Here is a 23,139-nt window from a genome sequence, read left to right on the forward strand (position 1 = left end):
GATCTATCCCCTATAGCTTTCAAGCTACAGCTAGGCGGCCAGGACGAGCGTCCCCAGGAGCTTACTTAGGTAAGTGACTGGGGTGAACGTCAGCAGCCAACAACGCTGTAGTTTGAAAGATGAAGGGGACGAATGTCCCTAAGGGGACATAGCGGCACGGCTGCCGCCTCCCGATAATCCGATGTCATGGCATAGGCAATCGGGAGTGCGGCAGTGAACAACGAAATCGAGTCCTTAACCTACTACGCGGCGACCAAAAAATACGATCTGCGCTTCCCGACGCTGGAAGAGGATCTGGACGTCGACGTGGTGATCATCGGCGGCGGCTTCTCCGGCATCAACACCGCGCTGGAGCTGGCGGAGAAGGGCATCACCAACATCGCCATTCTCGAAGGCCGCTATCTGGGTTACGGCGGCACTGGGCGCAACGGCGGCCAGGTGATGGCCGGCATCGGCCACGATCTAGAGAAGATCAAGCGCCACGTTGGCCCGGCGGGGCTGGAAACCATCTTCAAAATCAGCAACCTCGGCGCCGGCATTATCCGCGAGCGCATCAAGAAATATGATATCGACGCCGACTTCTGCTTCGGCTACGGCTATCTCGGCAGCAACGCGCGCCAGGAGAAGACCCTGCGCGGCTGGCTGAAGGAGTTCAGGGCGGTAGCGCCGCAGGAGGAGATTGAGCTCTATACCGGGGCGGAGGTGAAGCAGGTGGTGGGCTCCGACGCTTACAGCTGCGCGCTGAAACACATGGGCGGCGGCCACGTGCATTCGCTCAACCTGCTGCTGGGCGAGGCCAAGGCGCTGAGCGGCTATGGGGTGAAAATCTTCGAGAACAGCAGCGTGCTCAACGTGGAGTACGGGCCGCGCATCACGGTGCGCACCGCCATGGGCTCGGTGCGCGCCAACAAGATGCTGTGGGCCTGCAACGGCTTCCTCAACGGCATGGAGCCGCAGATTTATCGCAAGACCATCAATACCTACGCCTTCCAGCTGGCCACCGAGCCGCTGTCTGACGATCTGATCCGCCAGATCAGCCCGATCCGCGGCGCCTACAGCGACATCCGCCCGGTGATCGACTATTACCGGGTGACCAACGAAAACCGGCTGCTGTTCGGCAGCGCCACCCGCCTGATCGAATATTTCCCGTCGGATCTCAAGGCCTGGAACCGCAACCTGATGCTGAAGGTGTTCCCGTACCTGAAAGACGTGAAGATCGATCTGGCCTGGGGTGGCCCGCTGTGCTGCAGCGCCAACCTGTTCCCGCAGATCGGCACGCTGCCGGATCGCGACAACGTGTTTTACGTGCAGGGCTACTCCGGCTTCGGCGTGACGCCGAGCCACATCGTGTGCAAGGTGCTGGCGGAGGGCATGAGTGAAGGATCCGATCGCTACGATCTGATGAGCTCGATCCCGCACGTCAACATCTTCGGCAAGGACAAGCTGCGGCGGGTGATGACCACCGCCGGTAAGGTTTGGCACCAGACATCCGGCTACTGGAAAGGCCGCCGTTAACCCTCAGAGGAGAATGACATGAAACCGTTACTGCTTAAACAACCGCTGCCGGAACTGCTGGAGATCGGCAGCGTCAGCAACCTGGGCGCCACGGTGATCGCCGGCACGCCGACCGTCGGCGTGGCCAGCATCTTCGGCGAGCCGACCGACAACCTGAACTGCGGCGTGTTCAGCTGCACCCGCGGCAGCTTCCTGATGGAGTATCCGTTCGCCGAGCACGCCACGGTGTGGGAAGGCAGCGCGACCCTGACCAACGAACGCACCGGCGAATCGGTGCAGTATCAGGCCGGCGATTCCTGGTTCGTCGAGAAAGGCACCCCGGTGCGCTGGGACATCACCTCGGATCGCTTCGTCAAACACTACCTCGCCATCGTCGAGGGCTGACGCCGTCATGCCCCCCTCGGCCCGCTGAGGGGGAGCGCCTTAGCCTAACGCCCGCGCAATAAAATCGGTCACCCGCTTGAGGATCCGATCCTTATTGGTTTCGTTAAAGCTCTCGTGCCGCCCGCCCGCATTGATCATCCGTTCGAAATCGTCGCCGCGCAGACGATCGAGCGCAGTTTGCGTTTCGCTCATCAGCACCAGCCGATCGTCGTCGCCGTGGATCCACAGCGTGGGCAGCGCGCCGAAGCCCGGCCCGGCGTTGATGGCGGCGAGGATCCGCTGCATGGCGCGCAGGGTGGGGCGCTTGAACGGCCCGTGCCACACCAGCGGATCTTCCTGATACGCCGCGCCAACCGCCGGATCGCGCGCCAGGGTAGCGGTATCCAGCGGCGCGTCGGGGATCGTCGGCAGTTCGGCCAGATCGGAGATCGCCGTTCTGTCGCCAAGCAGCGGGCCGGACAGCACCAGCGCGCGCACCTCCTCGCCATAGCGCTGCACGTAGCGGGTAGCGATCATACCGCCCATCGAGTGGCCGATCACCACCAGCGGCAAGGTGGGGTATTGCTGCCGGAAATGGCTGACCACGCGCTGCACGTCGTCGACCACGGCGTCATAATCCTCGATCAGCACGCGTTCGCCCTGCGACAGGCCGTGGCCGAGATGGTCGGGGCCAAACACCCGCGCGCCCTGCGCCTGTAGCGTGCGCGCCACGTATTGGTAACGGCCGAGATGCTCGCCGTAGCCGTGCACCAGCAGCGCCAGATAGCGCGGCTGGTCATTTCCCCAATCATGCACGGCGATGTCGCCGTGACGGCCTTTGATAAAGCTGACGGTTTGTTCGGGCATCTTATTGTTCTCATGGTGGTAGGGTTGCTCTTCAGCGTAGCGGCTGGCGACGAAGTTGTCAGGGGCGCCGGGTGCGGCGCCCGCAGAGAGGGGATTACAGGCCGAACTGGCGCGCCAGTTCGTCGAGCGCTTCGCGCTGGAAGCGGTTGAAGGCGTCGCGCGGCTGTTGTTGCTGGATGAACGCCAGCAGCGGATCCTGCACTTCAGTGCGCACGCCGCTCAGCTGTTCCATCACCGCCAGCCCGCAGAACGGCACGTAGGATTCGGCGTAGCCGCCTTCGTGCACCATCACCAGCTTGCCGCCGCACAGCCGGTCGGCGGCGTCCTGCACCAGCGCGGTCATGGCGCGGAAGCTGTCGCTGTGCAGCTGCATGCGCGCCAGCGGATCGAGGGCGTTGGCATCGTAGCCGCAGGCGACGATGATCAGCTCCGGCTCGAATTTTTCCAGCGCCGGGATGATGAGGCGCCGCATGGCGTGCAGGTAGCCGTCGTCGCCGGCACCGGCCAGCATCGGCACATTAACGTTGCAGCCCGCCCCGGCGCCTTCACCGCGATCCTGCTCGCCGGAATAGCCCGCCGGGAAGCAGCCGTCCTGATGCAGCGACAGCGTCAGCACGTCGCCGCGCTGCCAATAGATGTGCTGGGTGCCGTTGCCGTGGTGCACGTCCCAGTCGAGCACCGCCACCTTGCCGAGGCCGTAGCGGGCCTTGGCGCGCTCGATGGCGATCGGAATATTGGCCAGGAAGCAGAAACCCATCGATTGATCCGGCAGGCAGTGGTGGCCCGGCGGGCGCGACAGCGCATAGGCATTATCCAGCTCGCCCTGCAGCACCGCCTCCACCGCCGCGCAGGCCAGCCCGGCGGAGAGTTTGGCGATTTCATAGCTGCCCGGCCCCAGCGGCGCTTCCTCCCCCAGCAGGCCGCCGCCGCTGTCGCTCACCTGTTTGAAACGCTGCAGGTAGTGGGCGGGGTGAATGCGCAGCAGGTCTTCTTCCGTCGCCGGTTCGGCGCTCAGCAGGGTGAGCTGGCGCGACAGGCCGGACACGTCCATCAGGTTCTTCATGCGCCGTTTGGTTTCCGGCGACTCGGCGTGGCCGGCGCCCGAGGGCGGTTGTACCCAGCCGCCGACCGGCAGGGTGGTGGCGTGCAGGCCGGTGCTGTGCCAGAAACAGCGTTCATCAAACAAGAAACCGGTTGTTCTTTTCACCTTTCTCCTCCTGTTATACGGCGCGGTGCGCGCGGTGAAGCCAGCGAAATCAACAGCAGCGACAGCAGCGCGCAGCCCAGCGCGCCGAACAGCAAGGCGTTGAAACCGCCGGAAGATTCGATCAGAGAGCCGGCCAGCGTCGGGCCGATGGCCATGCCGCCGCCGATCACCAGGTTGATGCCGTTCATCAGCTTGCCGTCGTTATCCAACCCGGCGACGCGCGCCAGAATGAACGGCAGCACGAAGGTCCAGGTGAATTTAAACAGCAGGGCCGCCAGGGCGAAGCGCAGCAGCAGGGGCTGGCCCGTCAGCAGCGCCACGCTGGCCAGCAGCAGGGCGTACCCCAGTACGATCGGGCGCCCGCCGCCGAAGCGCGCGCCGATCAGCGCCGCGGCCCCCGCGCCGACGATGCCGAGCAAGGTGGCGACGGCCAGCACCTGGCCGCTGTGGGCCGGCGACAGCCCGGCGCCGGCGGCGATGCCGCCGATAAAGGTCCAGACCGCGCTCAGGCTGATGTAAAAGGTCAGCACCGCCAGCACGGCGCACAGCTTGCGCGCCAGCGAGGCGGCGGGGCCGCTGCGGGCGGCGCGGGCGGCGGTGAAACCGTTGGGGAACGCCGGGATGAGCGGCAGGCAGCACAGCATGATGGCCGCCAGAATCAGGTAGACCGCCATCAGGCCGAAGTGCGCGAACAGCGGCGGCAGCACCAGCAGCCCGACCGCGCCCAGCACCAGCTGGCCGAGCACCCAGAAGGCATAGACCCGGCTGGGATTGGCGGTGCCGGCGGCGCAGGTGATGCAGAGGATCATCAGGGTGCCGCCCGCCAGCGAGGCGATAAAGCGCAGCGGCAGCAGCAGGGTAAAATCCTGCGCCAGCGCCGAAGCCAGGTTGCCGGCGATAAACACCAGCGCCGACAGCGTAGCGACCCGCCGCCAGTTGATGCGCCCGATCCACCACCACGCCGGCAGCGTGGCCAGGCTCATGGCGCCGAGTTCGGTGGAGAACAGGTGGCCGATCTGCGCCGGGCCGAGCTGCCACTGCGCGGCGAGCTGGGCGGCCACGGCGGGGGCGGTCATCAGAATGCCCGGCGCGATGGCGGCGAAGACGATAATGGCGGTCAGCAGCCGCGGCGGGCAGGGGAGCGCCGCGCCGACGGCGGGCGCGGAAACCGAATCACTGGACATAAACCTTATTCCCCAAGCGTTGAGTGACGATGAAATATCCCGCCCGGCCCGATTGCGAGCAGGGGGAGGCCGCGCCATAAATGGCGAATACGTTTTGGCGTTATTTTCCGGCCGCCGGCAGCGGTGGCCGTTATCGGGCGTTAACCGTGGGCGAGAAAGCCGCCGGCGACCAGCTCGGTGCGGTTCACCACGTCGGTTTTGGCGAAAATATTGCGCATATGGGTTTTCACCGTGGACAGCGAAATACCCAGCTTCAGGGCGATGCGCTTATTGCTGGCGCCTTCGCGCACCAGGTTGACGATCTCTTGCTCTTTGGCGGTCAGCATCTGCGCCTCGCCGTCGGGCAGCAGATCGCGCGTCGCCAGCTCGATCAGCGGCAGCACCGCGCGCAGGCGGCCGCGCTCCACTTCGGTAAACGGCGTATCGCGGATCAGCGATACCCCGGCGACGATGCGCTTGCGCTGGCGGATGAAGATCTCCGTCATGTCGCGCATGTCGTTCGGCAGCATAAAGTCGTGGTAATAGCGGCGGTTGCCGGCGATCGCCGCCGGGCTCATGCCGACCATGGTGATGTCCTGGCGATGGAAATTGGCCGGTTGCAGCGGGTCTATCTGTTGGAAGTGGTTCAGATACTGCTGATGCGTTTTATCGGGCATGCCATACAGGATGTAATGATCCGGCCGCAGGTCGCGATCGACCAGATAAAACACCCCGGCGGACACCGGGATCAGGTGCGTAATGGTCGCCAAACAACTGTTGATAAAGGCATCGGATGCTGTGCTGTGCATGATTCGTGTTCCTCCCTTTATCGTTCAATCTGGAGAAGGTTGGCGGTCAATATATGAACGATACAAGCATAGTTGTAGCAATTTGGCAACACAATAAAAACATATTAACAACGTGAGGCCGATTGCAATAAAACACATAAATAACAAGATGACACTGCGTTAATCAGGGCTTTTCGGTTCGGATTTATCGCGATTTTCATTAATAGGTTAATGAAATAATTCACCGCTTTTCCCGCTGAATTTACAGCGCTTTTCAATGTTTGCCCGGACGAAGCCCTCGCCGCCCTGCGCGTGCTACAGCCGATGCCGTCGCCGTCGTCCCTCGTTCTTAAGAACGATAGCCAGGCTTTTCCGCCGCTTCCTACACTGCGAATTGAAGATAGCGCCAGGCGGCGCCAAACGTATAAGACGAAAAAATGATGACCTTTCTCGGGCTGAGGCGTCGGGTTGTTCAGTCCGCATGACCATACGGGGAACGAACGATGCAGAAAAAAACGTTGGCGGTGGCGTTGAGCGGCGCCTTATCGGGCCTGGCGCAGGGGGCGGACGCCGATCGCCCCAATGTGCTGATCATTCTGGTGGACGACATGGGCTACTCCGACATCAGCCCGTTCGGCGGCGAGATACCGACGCCCAACCTGCAGGCGTTGGCCGAACGGGGCGTGCGCATGAGCCAGTACTACACCTCGCCGATGTCGGCGCCGGCGCGCTCGATGCTGATGACCGGCAACACCAATCAGCAGGCCGGCATGGGCGGCATGTGGTGGTATGAGAGCACCGCCGCGCAGCCGGGCTATGAAATGCGCCTGACCGACCGCGTGACCACGCTGCCGGAGCGTTTTCGCGACGCGGGTTACGCCACCATGATGGCGGGCAAATGGCACCTGGGCTATGTCGACGGCGCCAAACCGACCGATCGCGGCTTCGAGCGCGCCTTCGCCTTTATGGGCGGCGGCACCAGCCATTTCGACGATGCGAAACCGCTGGGCACCGTGGAGGCGTTCCACACCTTCTACACCCTGAACGGCAAACGCGTGTCGTTGCCCAAAGATTTCTACTCCAGCAAGGCCTATGCCGATCAGCTGGCACAGTGGATCCGCGATACGCCGCAAAATAAGCCCGTCTTCGCCTATCTGGCCTTCACCGCGCCGCACGATCCATTGCAGGCGCCGGATGACTGGATCGCCAAATTCGACGGCAAATACGACGCCGGTTACCAGCAGGCCTATCAGCAGCGCATTCAGCGCCTGAAAGCGCTGGGGCTGATTTCCGAGCGCACGCCGATGCCGACGCTGGCGCTGGATAAGGCCTGGAACGCGCTGACGCCCGAGCAGCAAAAATATGAAGCCAAGACCATGCAGGTGTATGCGGCGATGATCGCTTACATGGACGATCAGGTCGGCGCGGTGCTGAACACCCTCAAGCAGACCGGCCGCGACCAAAATACGGTGATCGTGTTCGCCACCGACAACGGCGCCAACCCCGCCAGCGGCTTCTACTACGGCTCGAAGCCGGAGTATTGGCGGCAGTTCGACAACAGCTACGCCAACCTCGGCCGCAAGGGCTCGTTCATCTCCTACGGGCCGCACTGGGCCAACGTCAGCAACGCGCCGTACGCCAATTACCACAAAACCACCAGCGCGCAGGGCGGCATCAATACCGATTTCATCATCTCCGCGCCGCGGCTGAAGGGGCGCGGCGGCATCGACCGCACGCCGATGGCGGTGTATGACATCGCCCCGACGCTGTATGACTATGCCGGCATCGACGCCAACAAACCGCTGAAGGCCAAACCGACGCTGCCGATGGTCGGCGTCAGCTTCAAACGCTATTTCAGCGGCGAGGCTGACCGCGTGCCGCGCGCGACCTACGGCGTGGAGCTGCATAACCAGGCCGCCTATGTGGACGGCGTCTGGAAGCTGCGGCGGTTGGTGAAGGCCGGGCAGACGGCGCAGATGGCGCCGTGGGGGCTGTTCAACCTGCATGACGATCCGCTGGAAACGCGCGATCTGGCCGCCGCCAACCCGGAGCGAGTCAAACGGCTGAGCGAGGCGTATCGCCGCTTTGCGCAGCAGGGCATGGTCATTGAAGCCAAAGGCGCAGCGATCGACTACCTCGGCGTCGACGCCAGCACCGGCGACTACATCGGCCTGGATCCTTTGACCCACAAACCGTTGCCGCAGGCGGCGCCATGAACCTGGCCCAGCTGCGCGCGCAGCAGATCCCGGTAGAGAGCGAACCGCGCGCGGCGGCGCCTTTTCATCTGTTGGTGAAGCCGATCGGCGCCGGCTGCAACCTGGGCTGCCGCTATTGCTACTATCCGCAGAGCCAGCAGGAGCGGACGCGCAAGATGGACGACGACCTGCTGGCGGAATTTATCCGCGGCTACATCGCCGCCCAGCCGCGTTACAGCCGCGAGATCAACTTCGTCTGGCAGGGTGGTGAGCCGCTGCTGGCGGGGATCGGTTTTTACAAGCGGGCGCTGGCGTTGCAACGCCGCTACGCGCCGCCGGGCGTGCGGATCAGCAACAGCCTGCAGACCAACGGTACCCTGCTGAACGACGCCTGGTGCCGGCTGTTCCGGCAGCATCACTTTATCCTCGGCGTCAGCCTGGACGGCGATCGCGAGGTGCAGGACGCCCACCGGCCGGACAAGCGCGGCGGTGCCAGCTATGACGCCGCGCTGCGCGGCATTGCGCTGTTGCAGCGCCATCAGATCGATTTCAACCTGCTGATGGTGGTGCACGACGGCGTCGCGGATCGCGCCGAGGCGATCTACGATCATGCGGTGGCGATCGGGGCGCGCTATCTGCAGTTCCAGCCGCTGATGCTGGAAGGGGATGCGCCCACCGCCGGCTATGGGCTGAGCGCCGCCAACTGGGGGCGCTTCATGCTGGCGGTATACCGCCGCTGGCGCAGCCGCGGGCACGTCGGCCAGGTCTTCGTAATGAACATCGAGCAGGTCTACGCGCAGTATTTCACCCACGTCAGCCCCAGCTGCGTACACGCCGAACGCTGCGGCGGCAATCTGGTGATGGAGCCGGACGGGCGGCTTTACGCCTGCGATCATCTGATCAACGCGCAGCACCTGCTCGGCCATGCCGATCGCCACACGCCGCTCGCCACCCTGGCGGCAAGGGCGGCGGAGATGCCGTTCGGTAAAAACAAAAGCCTGCGCCGCGAGTGCCAACGCTGCAGCGTGAAAAGCGTCTGCCAGGGCGGCTGCCCGGCGCATGTGGGCGAAGATCGCTACAACCGGCTGTGTGCCGGCTATTACGCCTTCTTTTCCGCGCTGCTGGCGCCGCTGCGTGCCTACCCGCGCAGCCCGCAGGGAGCGATGCAGTGGCGCGCCGCCGTGAGCACGGCCGCAGGTTGAAACCGTCTCGTCCTTAAGGACGATAGTCAGCATTTTCCTTTCCTCTTTATAGTGAGATGACCGCCGCTGGCGGTGAAAAACCTGCAAGCACCTGCATGCATCAGGCCAAAACTATAAGAGGAAATAACCATGAACCTGTCGTCGCGGTTGCACGCCCACCTGGCTCGAGGCAAGGTCGGCTTTCCCACCACCCTGGCCAGTTCGGTTGGGGTGATCATGGCCAGCCCGGTGATCCTGACGGTCACCAGCGGCTTCGGCATCGGCGGCGACACCTTCGCGCTGGCGATGCTGATCGCCTTCATCATGATGCAGGCGCAGCTCACCACCTTCTCCGAAGCGGCGGCGCTGCTGCCGACCTCCGGTTCGGTTTACGACTACATCTCCTGCGGCATGGGGCGCTTTTTCGCCATCACCGGCGCGCTGTCGGCCTACCTGATCGTGCACATCTTCGCCGGTACCGCCGAGACCATTCTCTCCGGCATCATGGCGCTGGTGAACTTCGAGCACCTCAACACCCTGATGGAAAGCCACAACGCCTCCTGGATGGTCGGCGTCGGGCTGGTCATCGTGTTCGGCCTGCTCAACGCGTTCGGCATCGAGGCCTTCGGCAAGGCGGAGATCGTGCTGACCTTTGCCATGTGGAGCACGCTGGTGATTTTCGGCATCGTCGGGCTGCTGTCGCCGCATGCGGTGCCGCTCGAGGGCTGGTTCGGCAGCACGCTGAGCCTGAACGATCCCTTCGCGGTATTCAGCCTGATCGGCATGGCGATGTTCATGTTCGTCGGCTGTGAGCTGGTGACGCCGATGGCACCGGAGATCAAACGCTGCGATCGGGTGATCCCGCGCGCGATGGCGCTGGGGCTGTGTGGCGTGGCGGTGTGCATGGCGCTGTATGGCGCGGCGCTCAGCCACCAGGTGGAAAACGTGGTGATCGACGCCGCCAGCGGCACGCGCCTGCTGGAAACGCCGATGGCCATCCCGGCGTTCGCCGGCCAGTTAATGGGCCAGTTCGGCAAATACTGGCTCGGCGTCGGCCTGCTGTTGGCGGGCGCGGCGACCATCAACACGCTGATGGCGGCGGTGCCGCGCATTCTGTACGGTATGGCGCTGGACGGCGCGCTGCCGCGCATATTCGCCTATCTGCACCCGCGTTTTAAGACGCCGGTGGTCGGCATTCTGGTGGCGGTGTTGATCCCCTGCGTACACGCCTTCGCCATTCAGGGCAACCTCGACAGGATCATTCCGCTGGTGCTGGCGGCGGTGTGCGCCTGGGGCGTGGCCTACCTGCTGGTGACCTGCTCGGTGGTGATCCTGCGCTTACGCCGCCCCGATCTGCCGCGCGCCTATAAATCGCCGTGGTTCCCGCTGCCGCAGATCGTTTCCAGCGTCGGCATCGTGTTGGCCATCGTTTACATCACGCCGCCGGGAATGAACCCGAGCGACATCTATATTCCCTTCGGCTGGATGATCGGCCTGACCGCCGCCTATGCGCTGTTCTGGACGCTGTGCGTGCAGAAAGTGAATCCGTTCAAGCCGGTGCCGGTCGAGCAGGTGCTGGAGAACGCGTTCGCCAAAGGTGAAAACGAGGAGGCGCAGTTTGATCGGCTTACTTCCCTCACTTAATCGCGCCTGGCGGCGAGCGCCGTCGGGCTATCGGCCGGGCGCCGCGCTGGATCGTCTGGCGCGCAACCTGGAACCCTACGCGTGCGAACGCCTGGCACCGGGCCTGCTGCGGCTGACGCTGCCGCAGGGGCCGCAGATCGAGATCGGCGAACAGGTCCAGGGGCTGTTTATGGCGCATATCGTCAGCCACCGCTTTCGGTTGCAGGGCGCGTGCGCGGCGCAGCCCCCGCTGACGCTGGAGGTGGTGACCGGCGGCTGGCTGCGGCGGCGCGGGGTGCGTTATCTGCTGCGCCAGCGCCACGCGGCCGCGCAGCGGGTGCTGGACGGCCTGCAGCGCTACCCGCAGATCGGCGAGACGCTGGCGCAGCTGGATTTTCGCCGCGTGCGGCTGACGGTGAAAGACGGGCGCTGGCAGGTGGATATCGAGCATTTTGCCGCGTCGGAGGTGGTCAGCCGTTTGCCGGCCGGCCGCCGCTATTTGCGGCTGGATGCCGAACAGCGGCGGCTGCTGTTGAGCAGCCTGCTGATGATCGGCCAACTGATGGAGAAGCTGAATCATGAATAGAGTGGTTGTGATTACCGGCGGCGGCACCGGCGTCGGCGCCGCCTGCGCCCGTCTGCTGGCGGCGCAGGGCGATCGGGTGTTCATCATCGGCCGCCGCCCGGAACCGCTGGTGGCGCTGGCGCAAGAGATCGGCGCGCAGGCGCTGGTGGGCGATGCCGCCAGCGGCGAGAGCTGGAACCACGCGCTGCTGCCGGCCATTCTGCGCGACGCCGGGCGTATCGACTGCCTGATCGGCAGCGCCGGCGGCATGGGCTTCAAGCGCATCACCGAGATGACCGACGCGCAGTGGCAAGGGGCGATGGACAGCAACCTCAACAGCGCCTTCGCCAGCGCGCGCGCCTGCCTGCCGGAGCTGATTAAAAGCGGCGGCAACCTGCTGTTCGTGGCCTCGATCGCCTCGCTGGCCGCCGGGCCGGAGGTCTGCGGCTACGTCACCGCCAAGCACGCGCTGATCGGGCTGATGCGCTCCATCGCCCGCGACTATGGCCCGCTGGGCGTGCGCGCCAACGCGGTGTGCCCGGGCTGGGTGACCACGCCGATGGCGGACGAAGAGATGCAACTGCTGATGGACGCCCATCAGATTTCGCTGGAGCAGGCTTACCAGATGGTCTGCCGCGACGTGCCGCTGCGCCGCCCAGCCAGCGCCGAGGAGATCGCCCGCGTCTGCCGTTTCCTGTGTTCCAGCGAAGCTTCAATCATTACCGGCGCGGCGCTGGTGGCCGACGGCGGCTCCACCATCGTTGACGTGCCGACCCTGGCTTTCACTTCCCTGTAAGGAGCATTTCCATGAGTTCAGAAGCGGTATTCATTCAGGTTGGCGCGCTGGCGGAAGGCTTTGCGCCGCACAGCAATACGCTGGAACGGCAGCACGGGCTGGCGGGCAGCACGCTGACGCTGCGCTTTAGCGACGGCGCGACGCAGCGCTGCCGGTTTACCGACGAGCAGACGCTGGAGTGGGGCGAACGGCGCGGCGTCGCCTATCGCGCCACCAGCATTCGCCCCGGCGTGCTGTTTATCGATTTTCTCGATCCCGCCCGCGCCAACGCCAGCATTACGCTGGTATGCGACCGCAATCAGGGCAACTTCACTGCGGTATACGGCCAACTGCCGGACGAAGCGCAGGCGCGGCTCGATGCCTTCAGCCGGGTGGAACAGGGGCTGCCGCTGACCGCGGTCGAGGCCGAGTTCCGCTTCGGCACGCTGGATGACGCCGACGTGGCGCCGCCGGGCTTTACCGATGAGCTGATCGGCATGCGCAATATGTACACCTACAGCCCGACCGAGCGGTACGAGCACATCTACCTGAACGATAACTTCTACGCCTGGCAGTGTCTGGACGGGGTGGAGAAAGGGCTGGCGGACGTCGATCGCTGCCACTACGTGAAGGTGGCGGAGCAGCTTTATCTGTTCGTCTGGCGCGAGAAGATCATCCCGACGCTGGGCGTGGTGGTGATCGATCTGCAGGGCATGCGCACCGACGGCAAGATCCTCGGTTATCAGGGCAGCGATTTCAGCGCGCTGAGCAACTTTGCGGTCGGCGCCCATGCGCAGGTGCTGAACACCACGCGCCACCCGCGAGGATAGGGCGATGAGCGCAACCTATGCGGCCGACGCCTTCGCGGGGCAGGCGGTGCTGGTGACCGGCGGCGCGCAGGGCATTGGGCTGGCGATCGTCAGCGCCTTTGCCCGCCTGGGCGCCGAGGTGACGATCGCGGACGTGCAGTTGCCGCAGGCGCAGGCGGCGGCGCAGGCGCTGCGGGACGAAGGGCTGAGCGTGCAGGCGCTGGTCTGCGATCTGGCCGAACCGGGGCAGATCGCCGAGCTGGTGACGGCGGTGGGCGAGCGGCATCAACGGCTGGACGTGGTGATCCACAACGCCGCTTACTTTCCGCTGACGCCGTTCGCCGCTATCGACGCGGCCCTGCTGCAACGCACGCTGAGCGTCAATCTGATGGCGCCGTTCTTTCTGGCGCAGGCGGCGCTGCCGTGGATGCGCCGCCGGGGCGGCGGCTGCCTTCTGGTGACTTCGTCGGTGACCGGCCCGCGGGTGGCCTACCCGGGGCTGGCGCACTACGCTGCCTCCAAGGCCGGGGTGAACGGGTTTATTCGCGCGGCGGCGCTGGAGCTGGCGGCGGAGAAAATTCGCGTCAACGGCGTGGAGCCGGGGATGATCCGCACGCCGGCGATGGCCAACCTGGGCGACGCGCAGGTGAATCAGGCGATCGCCGCCTCGGTGCCGCTCGGGCGGCTGGGGGAACCGGAAGACATCGCCGCGGCGATGGTGTTTCTCGCCTCGCCGGCGGCGGCCTACATCACCGGCCAGACGCTGGTGGTGGACGGCGGCGCGCTGTTGCCGGAAACGAATTCTCTGCTTACTTGACGCTGCAGCGTTGTTTGCTGCAACGCCAATTAATTTGAGAATTCCGGTTGGTTAAATCACTTCTTAGTGGGATGCGCGGTGACGTTGGCGGGCAGGCTGTCGCCCAGGGTGATCAGCTCGTCCAGCAGCGTCATCAGCTGGTCCATTTTCTGCCGTGAGAAAGCGGCTTCAATCTCGGCGTAGCCCTGTTCCACCTGGTGGCGCGCCACTTCATACAGATCCTGGCCCTGCTGGGTCAGCGACACGTACAGCTTGCGCTGATCGTTAACCGGCTTAAGGCGGAAGATCAGCTTGTCACGTTCCATGCGCGACAGAATGCCGGTCAGGCTGGGGCGCAGGATGCAGGTTTCCGCCGCCAGCTCGTGGAATTCGATCGAGCGGCTGTTGGCCAGCACGCGGATGATGCGCCACTGCTGTTCGGTCAAATTGTGGCTTTTTAGGATCGGGCGGAAGAACCCCATGGCGGTTTCACGCGCCTGCAGCAGGGCGATGGTTAACGATTCATGCATAAGTTTGGCCTTAGCTATCAAGGTGTTCGTTGTTACGGCGCTCGTTATGGGGGCGCCCGCCCCGCAAAGCCCGATTTTGTTAATAACTTAATAGTAGCCAAAGTTACCCGTAGGGATAAAGCAAAAATGCGTGCCGCAGCGAAAAATGGCGAGAAAAATGATTAATACGTTGAATAATCACGCTAATGTTCGTTATTTGTGAATATTTTGTTATCACGATCACAAATCACTCCAAGCGCGTTGCGTAAAAGCTGCACAGCGTATAAAAGTAATCATTAATATATTAATGAATGCCGGTTGTCATGTTTTGCCATTGGAGGAGTTCGCATGAAAGGCACCGTATTTTCCGTTGCGCTGAACCACCGCAGCCAACTGGACGCCTGGGATCAGGCGTTTCACCAGCCACCGTATCAGACCCCGCCCAAAACCCCGGTGTGGTTTATCAAACCGCGCAACACCCACCTCGCCAACGGCGGGGCGATCCCGTTTCCGGCCGGTGAAACCGTGCAGAGCGGCGGCACGCTGGCGGTGATCATCGGCGATACCGCGCGCAAGGTGCCGGTTGAGCAGGTGAGCCGTTATCTGGCCGGCTACGCGTTGGCCAACGACGTCAGCCTGCCGGAAAGCAGCTTCTATCGCCCGGCAATCAAGGCCAAATGCCGCGACGGGTTCTGCCCGCTGGGGGAGATCGGCCAGCTGGAGGCTGCCGATCGGCTGGAGATCGTCACCGAGATCAACGGCGTGGAGCAGGATCGCTGGTCCACCGCCGATCTGGTGCGCTCGGTGCCGGAGCTGATCGCCGCCATCAGCGACTTTATCACCCTGCAGCCGGGCGATGCGGTGCTGATCGGCACCCCGCACCAGCGGGTGGAGATCAAACCGGGGGATGAGGTGACGGTGCGCGCCGCCGGCCTGCCCACGCTGACCAACCGCGTCACCCAAGCAGGAGCCGCATCATGAAACATGCCCGTATTCGCCATCATGGCCAGGCCGTCAACGTCCAGGTGGACGACCAGCTGCGCGTCACGCTGCCGAACGGCGAGGTGCTGCAGGAGCGCGAAGTGGAATGGCTGCCGCCGGCGCAGGGCACGGTGTTCGCCCTCGGGCTGAACTATGCCGACCACGCCAGCGAGCTGGAATTCAAGGCGCCGGAGGAACCGCTGGTGTTCCTCAAGGCGCCGAACACCCTGACCGGGCACCGCCAGGTGTCGGTGCGCCCGGCCGGCGTGGAGTACATGCATTACGAAGCCGAGCTGGTGGCGGTGATCGGCAAGACCGCGCGCAACGTCAGCCGCGAGCACGCCATGGAGTACGTGGCGGGTTACACCCTGTGCAACGACTACGCCATCCGCGATTACCTGGAGAACTACTACCGGCCGAATCTGCGGGTGAAGAGCCGCGACACCCTGACGCCGATCGGGCCGTACATCGTCGATCGCGACGACGTCGCCGATCCGCACCGGCTGGCGCTCAGCACCTACGTCAACGGCGAGCTGCGCCAGCGCGGCAGCACCGCCGACATGATTTTCGACATTCCGTTCCTGGTCGCCTACCTGAGTGAATTCATGACGCTGCAGCCGGGCGACATGATCGCCACCGGCACGCCGAAAGGGCTGGCCGACGTGCAGCCGGGCGACGAAGTGGTGGTGGAGATCGAGGGCATCGGCCGTCTGGTTAACCACATTATCAGTGAAAAAGATTACGAGGAGAGCCTGCGATGAAAACCATCAACCATTGGATCAACGGCAAGAACGTCGCCAGCAAAGAGTATTTCACCACCACCAACCCGGCGAACGGCGAGGTGCTGGCGGAAGTGGCCTCCGGCGGCCAGCTGGAGATAGACCAGGCGGTGGCGGCGGCGAAAGAGGCGTTCCCCAAGTGGGCGAATACGCCGATGAAAGAGCGCGCGCGCCTGATGCGCCGCCTGGGCGAGCTGATCGACCAGAACGTGCCGCAGATCGCCGAACTGGAAACCGCCGACACCGGCCTGCCGATCCACCAGACCAAAAACGTGCTGATCCCGCGCGCTTCGCACAACTTCGAGTTCTTCGCCGAGGTGTGCCAGCAGATGAACGGCAAGACCTACCCGGTGGACGACAAGATGCTCAACTACACGCTGGTGCAGCCGGTGGGGGTATGCGCGCTGGTGTCGCCGTGGAACGTGCCGTTCATGACCGCCACCTGGAAAACCGCGCCTTGCCTGGCGCTGGGCAACACCGCGGTGCTGAAGATGTCCGAACTGTCGCCGCTGACCGCCGATCGCCTGGGCGAGCTGGCGCTGGAGGCCGGCATTCCGGCCGGGGTGCTGAACGTGGTGCAGGGCTACGGCGCCACCGCCGGCGACGCATTGGTGCGCCATAAAGACGTGCGCGCGGTCTCCTTCACCGGCGGAACCGCCACCGGCCGCCGCATCATCGAAAGCGCCGGGCTGAAGAAATTCTCCATGGAACTGGGCGGCAAGTCGCCGGTGCTGATCTTTGAAGACGCCGACATCGAGCGGGCGCTCGACGCCGCGCTGTTCACCATCTTCTCGATCAACGGCGAGCGCTGCACCGCCGGTTCGCGCATCTTCATTCAGGAGAGCATCTACCCGGAATTCGTCAAACGCTTCGCCGAGCGCGCCAACCGTCTGCGCGTGGGCGATCCGCAAGATCCCAACACCCAGGTGGGGGCGCTGATCAGCCCGCAGCACTGGGAAAAAGTCTCCGGCTATATCCGCCTCGGGGTGGAAGAAGGGGCGACCCTGTTGGCCGGCGGCCCGGACAAACCGGCCGGTTTGAGCCACGGCAACTTCCTGCGCCCGACGGTGCTGGCGGATGTCGACAACCGGATGCGCGTGGCGCAGGAAGAGATCTTCGGGCCGGTGGCCTGCCTGCTGCCGTTCAAGTCGGAAGAAGACGGCCTGCGTATGGCCAACGACGTGGAATACGGCCTGGCGTCGTACATCTGGACGCAGGATGTGAGCAAGGTTCTGCGCCTGGCCCGCGGTATCGAAGCGGGCATGGTTTTCGTCAACACCCAAAACGTACGCGATCTGCGCCAACCGTTCGGCGGCGTGAAAGCCTCCGGCACCGGCCGCGAAGGCGGCGAATACAGCTTCGAAGTGTTCGCCGAAATGAAGAACGTGTGCATTTCCATGGGCGACCACCCGATCCCGAAATGGGGCGTCTAAGCCTCGGGCCACAATAATAACGAAAGAGATGAGAACAATGACGACAAAACTTACCACTAATGCTGTCCCTGCTCCCGACGTCGTGCGCTGTGCCTACATGGAAATTCAGGTCACGAACCTTAAAGCCGCACGCGAATTTTACGTCGATATCCTCGGCCTGGTCGTGACCGCCGAGGATGACAAAACCCTCTACCTGCGTTCGATGGAGGAGTTCATTCACCATAACCTGGTGCTGCGCGAAGGCCCGGTCGCCGCCGTTGCGGCGTTTGCTTTCCGCGTGCGCACGCCGGAAGACGTCGATCGCGCCGAAGCGTATTTCAAGGCGCTTGGCTGCCACACCGAGCGGCGGGTGAACGGGTTCGCCAAAGGCATCGGCGATGCGGTGCGGGTCGAGGATCCGCTCGGCTTCCCGTATGAGTTTTTCTACGACGTGCAGCACGTCGAGCGTCTGGCCTGGCGCTACGATCTGTATACGCCGGGCGCGCTGGTGCGCCTCGATCACTTTAACCAAATCACCCCTGACGTGCCGCGCGCCGTGGAATACATCCAGGGGCTGGGCTTCCGCGTAACGGAAGACATCCGCGATGAAGACGGCGTGGTTTACGCCGCCTGGATGCGCCGTAAGGCGACGGTGCACGATACCGCGATGACCGGCGGCGCCGGGCCGCGCATGCATCACATCGCCTTCGCCACCCATGAAAAGCACAATATTTTGGCCATCTGCGACAAGCTTGGCGCGCTGCGCAAATCCGATTTGATCGAACGCGGCCCCGGCCGTCACGGCGTCTCCAACGCGTTCTACCTCTACCTGCGCGATCCCGATGGCCACCGCGTGGAGATCTACACGCAGGATTACTACACCGGCGATCCGGACAACCCGACCGTGACCTGGGACGTGCATGACAACCAGCGCCGCGACTGGTGGGGCAATCCGGTGGTGCCGAGCTGGTATACCGAAGGATCGCTGGTGCTGGATCTCGATGGGCAGCCGCAGCCGGTCATCGAACGCAGCGCGCCCAGCGAAATGGCCGTCACCATCGGCGCAGACGGTTTTTCCTACACCCGTGAGGGCGATACGGAAAAAGGTTTCAAACTTGGCAATACGCTGTAAATGCCGCTGCGCGGGCCGCGCCCGCGCCTATGCGCCGTCTGGAGAACGCTATGCCCCATTTTTACGCTGAATGTACCGACAACATCCGCCGCGAGGCGGATTTGCCCACCCTGTTCGCCAAGGTCAACGAGGCGCTGGCGGCGACCGGCATCTTTCCGCTGTCCGGCGTACGCAGCCGCGCCATCTGGCTCGACACCTGGCAGATGGCCGACGGCAAGCAGGACTACGCCTTCGTGCACATGACGCTGAAGATCGGCCACGGCCGCAGCCTGGAAAGCCGGCAGCAGGTGGGCGAGATGCTGTTTGCGCTGATCAAGGAACACTTCGCCGCGCTGATGGCGCAGCGTTACCTGGCGCTCTCTTTCACTATGGAAGAGCTGGATCCGGTGCTGAATTACAAACAGAACAATGTCCACGCGCTGTTCAACAAGGCGTGAATAAGGGGTCGTAAATGCTGGATAAAGAGCAGGTTAACCGCGCCGTACAGCGCCTGCATCAGGCGGAAAAGAGTCGTGAACAGATCCGCGCGCTGTCGCTCGATCATCCCGAGATCACCATCGAGGACGCCTACGCCATTCAGCGGCAGTGGGTGGAGCTGAAGATCGCCGAGGGGCGCAAGCTCAAGGGCCACAAGATCGGCCTGACCTCGCGCGCCATGCAGGTGAGCTCGCAGATCACCGAGCCGGACTACGGCGCGCTGCTGGACGACATGTTCTTCAATGACGGCAGCGACATTCCGATCGATCGCTTTATCGTGCCGCGGGTGGAGGTGGAGCTGGCGTTCGTGCTGGCCAAGCCGCTGCGCGGGCCGAACTGCACGCTGTTCGACGTCTACAACGCCACCGACTACGTCATTCCGGCGCTGGAGATCATCGACGCGCGCAGCCACAACGTCGATCCCGAGACGCAGCGGCCGCGCAAGGTGTTCGACACCATCTCCGACAACGCCGCCAACGCCGGGGTGGTAATGGGCGGGCGGCCGATCAAGCCGGATGCGCTGGACCTGCGCTGGATAGCCGCGCTGCTGTACCGCAACGGCGTGATTGAAGAGTCCGGCGTGGCGGCGGCGGTGCTCAACCACCCGGCCAACGGTGTGGCCTGGCTGGCCAACAAGCTGGCGCCGTATGAGGTGGAGCTGGAAGCGGGGCAGGTGATCCTCGGCGGCTCCTTCACCCGGCCGGTGCCGGCGCGGCGCGGCGACACCTTCCACGTCGACTACGGCCCGATGGGCTGCATCAGCTGCCGCTTTGTCTAATAAGCAGGCTCGGCGAACCGGGCCGCAATAAACCGGGCGGGGGGCCATGCGCTACGCCCGCTTGTCAGGGAGAATGCGATGTTAACCAACCACTTCAAGCGTGCGCTGCAGGAAAAACGCCCGCAGATCGGGCTGTGGCTCGGGCTGTGCAGCAGCTACAGCGCCGAGCTGCTGGCCGGCGCCGGTTTCGACTGGCTGCTGATCGACGGCGAACATGCGCCCAACAACGTGCAGACGGTGCTGGGGCAGCTGCAGGCGGTCGCGCCTTACCCGAGCCGGCCGGTGGTGCGGCCGCCGTGGAACGACGCGGTGATCATCAAGCAACTGCTGGACGTCGGCGCGCAAACCTTGCTTATCCCGATGATTCAAAACGCCGAACAGGCGCGCGATGCGGTGCGTGCCACGCGCTATCCGCCGCACGGCGTGCGCGGCGTCGGCAGCGCCCTGGCGCGCGCTTCGCGCTGGAACCGGGTGCCCGATTACCTGCAGCAGGCCGACGAGCAGATGTGCGTGCTGGTGCAGATTGAAACCCGCGAAGCGGTGAAAAACCTCGACGCCATTTTGCAGGTGGAAGGGGTGGACGGCGTGTTTATCGGCCCGGCGGATCTCAGCGCCGATATGGGCTTCGCCGGCAATCCGCAGCACCCGGAGGTGCAGCGCACCATCGACGACGCGATTGCGCGCATCCGCGCCGCCGGCAAGGCGCCCGGCATTTTGATGGCCAACAAGGCACTGGCGCAGCGCTATCTGGAAGCCGGCGCGCTGTTCGTCGCGGTGGGGGTGGACACCACCCTGCTGGCGCGGGCGGCGGAAGCCCTGGCTGACGAGTTCAAACAGGGCGGGGTGCAAGCGCCTTCATCGGGAGTTTACTGAACCATGAACCACGTCGATTCGCTGCCGCCGGCCAACCCGGCGCAGCAACATAAAGCGTTAACCGCCGCCGAGCAATCGGTGATTAAAAAGTTGTTTCGGCGCCTGATCATTTTCCTGTTCGTGTTGTTTGTTTTCTCTTTCCTCGACCGTATCAACATCGGCTTCGCCGGGCTGACGATGGGCAAAGATCTCGGCCTCAGCTCGACCATGTTCGGGCTGGCGGCGACGTTGTTCTATGTCACCTACGTGATCTTCGGCATTCCGAGCAACATGATGCTGAGCCGGGTCGGCGCGCGGCGCTGGATCGCCACCATCATGGTGCTGTGGGGCATCGCCTCCACCTGCACCATGTTCGCCACCGGACCGACCAGCCTGTACGTGCTGCGCATGATCGTCGGCATCACCGAGGCCGGTTTCCTGCCGGGCATTCTGGTGTACCTCACCTACTGGTTCCCGGCGTTCTACCGCGCCCGCGCCAACGCCTTGTTCATGATCGCCATGCCGGTGACCATGGCGATCGGCTCGCTGGTCTCCGGCTATATCCTGGCGCTGGATGGGGTGATGAACCTGAAGGGCTGGCAGTGGCTGTTTCTGCTGGAAGGCATTCCGTCGGTGCTGCTGGGCGTGGTGGTGTGGTTTTACCTCGACGATACGCCGGCCAAGGCCAAGTGGCTGACCGACGAGGAAAAATCCAGCCTGCAGGCGATGATGGAGGCCGACAAGCTGCAGCTGGTGCAGCCCAACGGGCCGAGCAGCCACCGCGCGCTGCAGCAACGCAGCCTGTGGCGCGAGATTTTCACGCCGATCGTGCTGATGTACACGCTGGCCTATTTCTGCCTGACCAACACCCTGAGCGCGATCAACATCTGGACGCCGCAGATCCTGCAAAGCTTCAACCAGGGCAGCAGCAACGTGACGATCGGCATTCTGGCGGCGATCCCGCAGATCTGCACCATCGCCGGCATGGTGTGGTGGAGCAAACGATCCGACAGGCTGCAGGAGCGCAAGCATCACACCGCGCTGCCATACCTGTTCGCCGCCGCCGGCTGGCTGCTGGCGTCCGCCACCGATCACAGCCTGATCCAGCTGCTGGGGATCGTGATGGCCTCGGTCGGCTCCTTTACCGCCATGGCGATCTTCTGGACCACGCCGGATCAGTCGATCAGCCTGGAAGCGCGCGCGGTGGGGATCGCGGTGATCAACGCCACCGGCAATATCGGATCGGCGCTCAGCCCGCTGTTGATCGGCTGGTTCAAGGATCTGACCGGCAGCTTCAACTCCGGGCTGTATTTCGTCTCGGCGCTGCTGATCGTCGGCGCCGTGCTGGTGTGGCGCATCCCGATGAAGGATTCGCGCCCGAGGGCGACGCCTTGATGCGCAAGTGGGCATGATTGCAGGAGGTCATGAGGTGCGGAAAAGTACCGGCTTTATCGCCAACATCGATATTTGCAAAGAGTATGACGCGCGCTACGCCGCCGACGAGGTGCACTACGAAACCTTCGCCGGGCTGGCGGCATTCTTCGGCCGCGACATGCAGGTGCACTGGCACGACTGCTTCTTTCAGGTGCATTTCCTGGAAACCGGCAAGATAGAGCTGCAGCTCGACGATCAGCACTATTCGGTGCAGGCGCCGCTGTTCATCCTTACGCCTCCGTCGGTGCCGCATGCGTTCTTCACCGAACCGGACAGCGACGGCCACGTGCTGACGGTGCGCCAGGAGCTGATTTGGCCGCTGCTGGAGCGCCTGTATCCCGGCAGCAACCTGGCGCTGGACATGCCGGGCATCTGCCTGTCGCTGGCCGATGCGCCGCAGGAGCTGACGGCGCTCAGCCACTACTGGGCGCTGATCCGCCGCGAGTTCGGCCAGAACCTGGCCGGGCGCGAACAGACGCTGGCGCTGCTGGCGCAGGCGGTGTTCACGCTGCTGCTGCGCAACACCGCGCTGGAAGACAACGCCAACAGCGGCGTGCGCGGCGAACTGCAGCTGTTTCAGCGGTTCAACAAGATGGTGGACGAGCGTTTTCGCGAGCACCTGCCGGTGCCGGAGTATGCGCAGGCGCTGGGAGTGACCGAATCGCGGCTCAACGACCTGTGCCGGCGCTTCGCCAACCGGCCGCCCAAGCGGCTGATCTTCGATCGGCTGCTGCGCGAGGCCAAACGCATGCTGTTGTTCAGCGCCTGCACGGTGCATGAAACCGCCTACAGCCTCGGCTTCAAGGATCCGGCCTATTTCGCCCGTTTTTTCAATCGGCTGGAAGGCTGTTCCCCCTCGACCTACCGCGCGGCGCAACACGCCCTTTCGTAACCGCGATCACAGTTTGCCGCGAAAGCGGCAAACTGACCTGAAAAGT

The 23,139-nt window shown here is 64.0% G+C and carries 23 protein-coding genes; 18 read left to right on the forward strand and 5 right to left on the reverse strand.

Annotated features, from left to right (window positions below; translation table 11 throughout):
• The first annotated feature begins 213 nt into the window (after positions 1-213).
• Entirely contained in the window at positions 214-1,515 is a 1,302-nt protein-coding gene (locus tag ACJ8HN_RS15005; RefSeq protein WP_049194537.1) for an NAD(P)/FAD-dependent oxidoreductase, read from the forward strand.
• 18 nt (positions 1,516-1,533) lie between these two features.
• A complete protein-coding gene (locus ACJ8HN_RS15010; protein ID WP_442523649.1) occupies positions 1,534-1,899 on the forward strand; it encodes a cupin domain-containing protein in 366 nt (121 codons plus the stop codon).
• 39 nt (positions 1,900-1,938) lie between these two features.
• On the opposite strand, the gene ACJ8HN_RS15015 is transcribed toward ACJ8HN_RS15010, so the two are convergent.
• The 4 genes from ACJ8HN_RS15015 to ACJ8HN_RS15030 all read right to left on the reverse strand — a co-directional run bounded on the left by ACJ8HN_RS15015 (position 1,939) and on the right by ACJ8HN_RS15030 (position 5,924).
• Complete coding sequence (locus ACJ8HN_RS15015) at positions 1,939-2,745, reverse strand: alpha/beta hydrolase (RefSeq protein ID WP_049212480.1); 807 nt, start codon at positions 2,743-2,745, stop codon at positions 1,939-1,941.
• Positions 2,746-2,839: 94 nt separating this feature from the next.
• Positions 2,840-3,952, reverse strand: a complete 1,113-nt coding sequence (locus ACJ8HN_RS15020; protein WP_442523650.1) for a class II histone deacetylase — start codon at positions 3,950-3,952, stop codon at positions 2,840-2,842.
• Positions 3,949-5,136 carry an MFS transporter gene (locus tag ACJ8HN_RS15025; protein ID WP_060422573.1) on the reverse strand — a complete coding sequence of 396 codons (1,188 nt, stop codon included), beginning with the start codon at positions 5,134-5,136 and terminating at the stop codon, positions 3,949-3,951. The genes ACJ8HN_RS15020 and ACJ8HN_RS15025 overlap by 4 nt, the downstream gene beginning before the upstream one ends.
• A 140-nt stretch (positions 5,137-5,276) precedes the next feature.
• Positions 5,277-5,924 (reverse strand): helix-turn-helix transcriptional regulator, encoded by a 648-nt coding sequence (locus ACJ8HN_RS15030; RefSeq protein ID WP_033636963.1) that lies wholly within the window; start codon positions 5,922-5,924, stop codon positions 5,277-5,279.
• A gap of 482 nt (positions 5,925-6,406) precedes the next feature.
• Here ACJ8HN_RS15030 and ACJ8HN_RS15035 point away from each other — a divergent pair, with 482 nt between their 5' ends.
• The 7 genes from ACJ8HN_RS15035 (at position 6,407) to ACJ8HN_RS15065 (ending at position 13,868) form a co-directional block, all read left to right on the forward strand.
• The gene (locus ACJ8HN_RS15035; protein ID WP_197831366.1) at positions 6,407-8,119 is read left to right on the forward strand and encodes a sulfatase-like hydrolase/transferase; all 1,713 of its coding nucleotides are present in this window, start codon (positions 6,407-6,409) and stop codon (positions 8,117-8,119) included.
• Positions 8,116-9,300: an anaerobic sulfatase maturase gene (locus ACJ8HN_RS15040; RefSeq protein WP_442523651.1), complete on the forward strand. Its 1,185-nt coding sequence runs from the start codon at positions 8,116-8,118 to the stop codon at positions 9,298-9,300. The genes ACJ8HN_RS15035 and ACJ8HN_RS15040 overlap by 4 nt, the downstream gene beginning before the upstream one ends.
• A 129-nt stretch (positions 9,301-9,429) precedes the next feature.
• Complete coding sequence (locus ACJ8HN_RS15045; RefSeq protein WP_442523652.1) at positions 9,430-10,923, forward strand: APC family permease; 1,494 nt, start codon at positions 9,430-9,432, stop codon at positions 10,921-10,923.
• Complete coding sequence (locus ACJ8HN_RS15050; RefSeq protein ID WP_442523653.1) at positions 10,898-11,488, forward strand: DUF3156 family protein; 591 nt, start codon at positions 10,898-10,900, stop codon at positions 11,486-11,488. The genes ACJ8HN_RS15045 and ACJ8HN_RS15050 overlap by 26 nt, the downstream gene beginning before the upstream one ends.
• Positions 11,481-12,263 (forward strand): SDR family NAD(P)-dependent oxidoreductase, encoded by a 783-nt coding sequence (locus ACJ8HN_RS15055; RefSeq protein ID WP_442523654.1) that lies wholly within the window; start codon positions 11,481-11,483, stop codon positions 12,261-12,263. The genes ACJ8HN_RS15050 and ACJ8HN_RS15055 overlap by 8 nt, the downstream gene beginning before the upstream one ends.
• An 11-nt stretch (positions 12,264-12,274) precedes the next feature.
• Positions 12,275-13,072 carry a molybdenum cofactor biosynthesis F family protein gene (locus ACJ8HN_RS15060; RefSeq protein ID WP_442523655.1) on the forward strand — a complete coding sequence of 266 codons (798 nt, stop codon included), beginning with the start codon at positions 12,275-12,277 and terminating at the stop codon, positions 13,070-13,072.
• 4 nt (positions 13,073-13,076) lie between these two features.
• Positions 13,077-13,868, forward strand: coding sequence for an SDR family oxidoreductase (locus tag ACJ8HN_RS15065; protein ID WP_442523656.1), 792 nt, complete (start codon positions 13,077-13,079; stop codon positions 13,866-13,868).
• A 56-nt stretch (positions 13,869-13,924) separates the two neighbouring features.
• Here the strand turns inward: ACJ8HN_RS15065 and hpaR are convergent, their stop codons facing one another.
• A complete protein-coding gene (hpaR, locus tag ACJ8HN_RS15070) occupies positions 13,925-14,377 on the reverse strand; it encodes a homoprotocatechuate degradation operon regulator HpaR (RefSeq protein ID WP_033648530.1) in 453 nt (150 codons plus the stop codon).
• Positions 14,378-14,704: 327 nt separating this feature from the next.
• Here hpaR and ACJ8HN_RS15075 point away from each other — a divergent pair, with 327 nt between their 5' ends.
• From ACJ8HN_RS15075 to hpaA, 9 genes are all read left to right on the forward strand, one after another.
• Positions 14,705-15,337, forward strand: a complete 633-nt coding sequence (locus ACJ8HN_RS15075) for a fumarylacetoacetate hydrolase family protein (RefSeq protein ID WP_033636979.1) — start codon at positions 14,705-14,707, stop codon at positions 15,335-15,337.
• Positions 15,334-16,098 carry a fumarylacetoacetate hydrolase family protein gene (locus tag ACJ8HN_RS15080; RefSeq protein WP_033648528.1) on the forward strand — a complete coding sequence of 255 codons (765 nt, stop codon included), beginning with the start codon at positions 15,334-15,336 and terminating at the stop codon, positions 16,096-16,098. The genes ACJ8HN_RS15075 and ACJ8HN_RS15080 overlap by 4 nt, the downstream gene beginning before the upstream one ends.
• Complete coding sequence (hpaE, locus tag ACJ8HN_RS15085) at positions 16,095-17,549, forward strand: 5-carboxymethyl-2-hydroxymuconate semialdehyde dehydrogenase (RefSeq protein ID WP_033636981.1); 1,455 nt, start codon at positions 16,095-16,097, stop codon at positions 17,547-17,549. Before ACJ8HN_RS15080 ends, hpaE begins: the two co-directional genes overlap by 4 nt.
• 37 nt (positions 17,550-17,586) lie before the next feature.
• Positions 17,587-18,660 (forward strand): 3,4-dihydroxyphenylacetate 2,3-dioxygenase, encoded by a 1,074-nt coding sequence (gene hpaD, locus ACJ8HN_RS15090; RefSeq protein ID WP_442523657.1) that lies wholly within the window; start codon positions 17,587-17,589, stop codon positions 18,658-18,660.
• Positions 18,661-18,710: 50 nt separating this feature from the next.
• Positions 18,711-19,097, forward strand: coding sequence for a 5-carboxymethyl-2-hydroxymuconate Delta-isomerase (locus ACJ8HN_RS15095; protein ID WP_442523658.1), 387 nt, complete (start codon positions 18,711-18,713; stop codon positions 19,095-19,097).
• 14 nt (positions 19,098-19,111) lie between these two features.
• On the forward strand, positions 19,112-19,915 hold the full coding sequence (gene hpaH, locus ACJ8HN_RS15100; protein WP_039567496.1) for a 2-oxo-hept-4-ene-1,7-dioate hydratase: 804 nt from the start codon (positions 19,112-19,114) through the stop codon (positions 19,913-19,915).
• 78 nt (positions 19,916-19,993) lie between these two features.
• Positions 19,994-20,788 carry a 4-hydroxy-2-oxoheptanedioate aldolase gene (gene hpaI / locus ACJ8HN_RS15105; protein ID WP_033636985.1) on the forward strand — a complete coding sequence of 265 codons (795 nt, stop codon included), beginning with the start codon at positions 19,994-19,996 and terminating at the stop codon, positions 20,786-20,788.
• A 3-nt stretch (positions 20,789-20,791) separates the two neighbouring features.
• Positions 20,792-22,162: a 4-hydroxyphenylacetate permease gene (gene hpaX, locus ACJ8HN_RS15110; protein WP_033636986.1), complete on the forward strand. Its 1,371-nt coding sequence runs from the start codon at positions 20,792-20,794 to the stop codon at positions 22,160-22,162.
• Between the two features lie 34 nt (positions 22,163-22,196).
• The gene (gene hpaA / locus ACJ8HN_RS15115; RefSeq protein WP_033636987.1) at positions 22,197-23,093 is read left to right on the forward strand and encodes a 4-hydroxyphenylacetate catabolism regulatory protein HpaA; all 897 of its coding nucleotides are present in this window, start codon (positions 22,197-22,199) and stop codon (positions 23,091-23,093) included.
• The last annotated feature ends 46 nt before the right edge of the window (positions 23,094-23,139 follow it).

The organism is Serratia sp. CY29653, assembly GCF_052169255.1.
Taxonomy (GTDB): Bacteria; Pseudomonadota; Gammaproteobacteria; order Enterobacterales; family Enterobacteriaceae; genus Serratia; species Serratia sarumanii.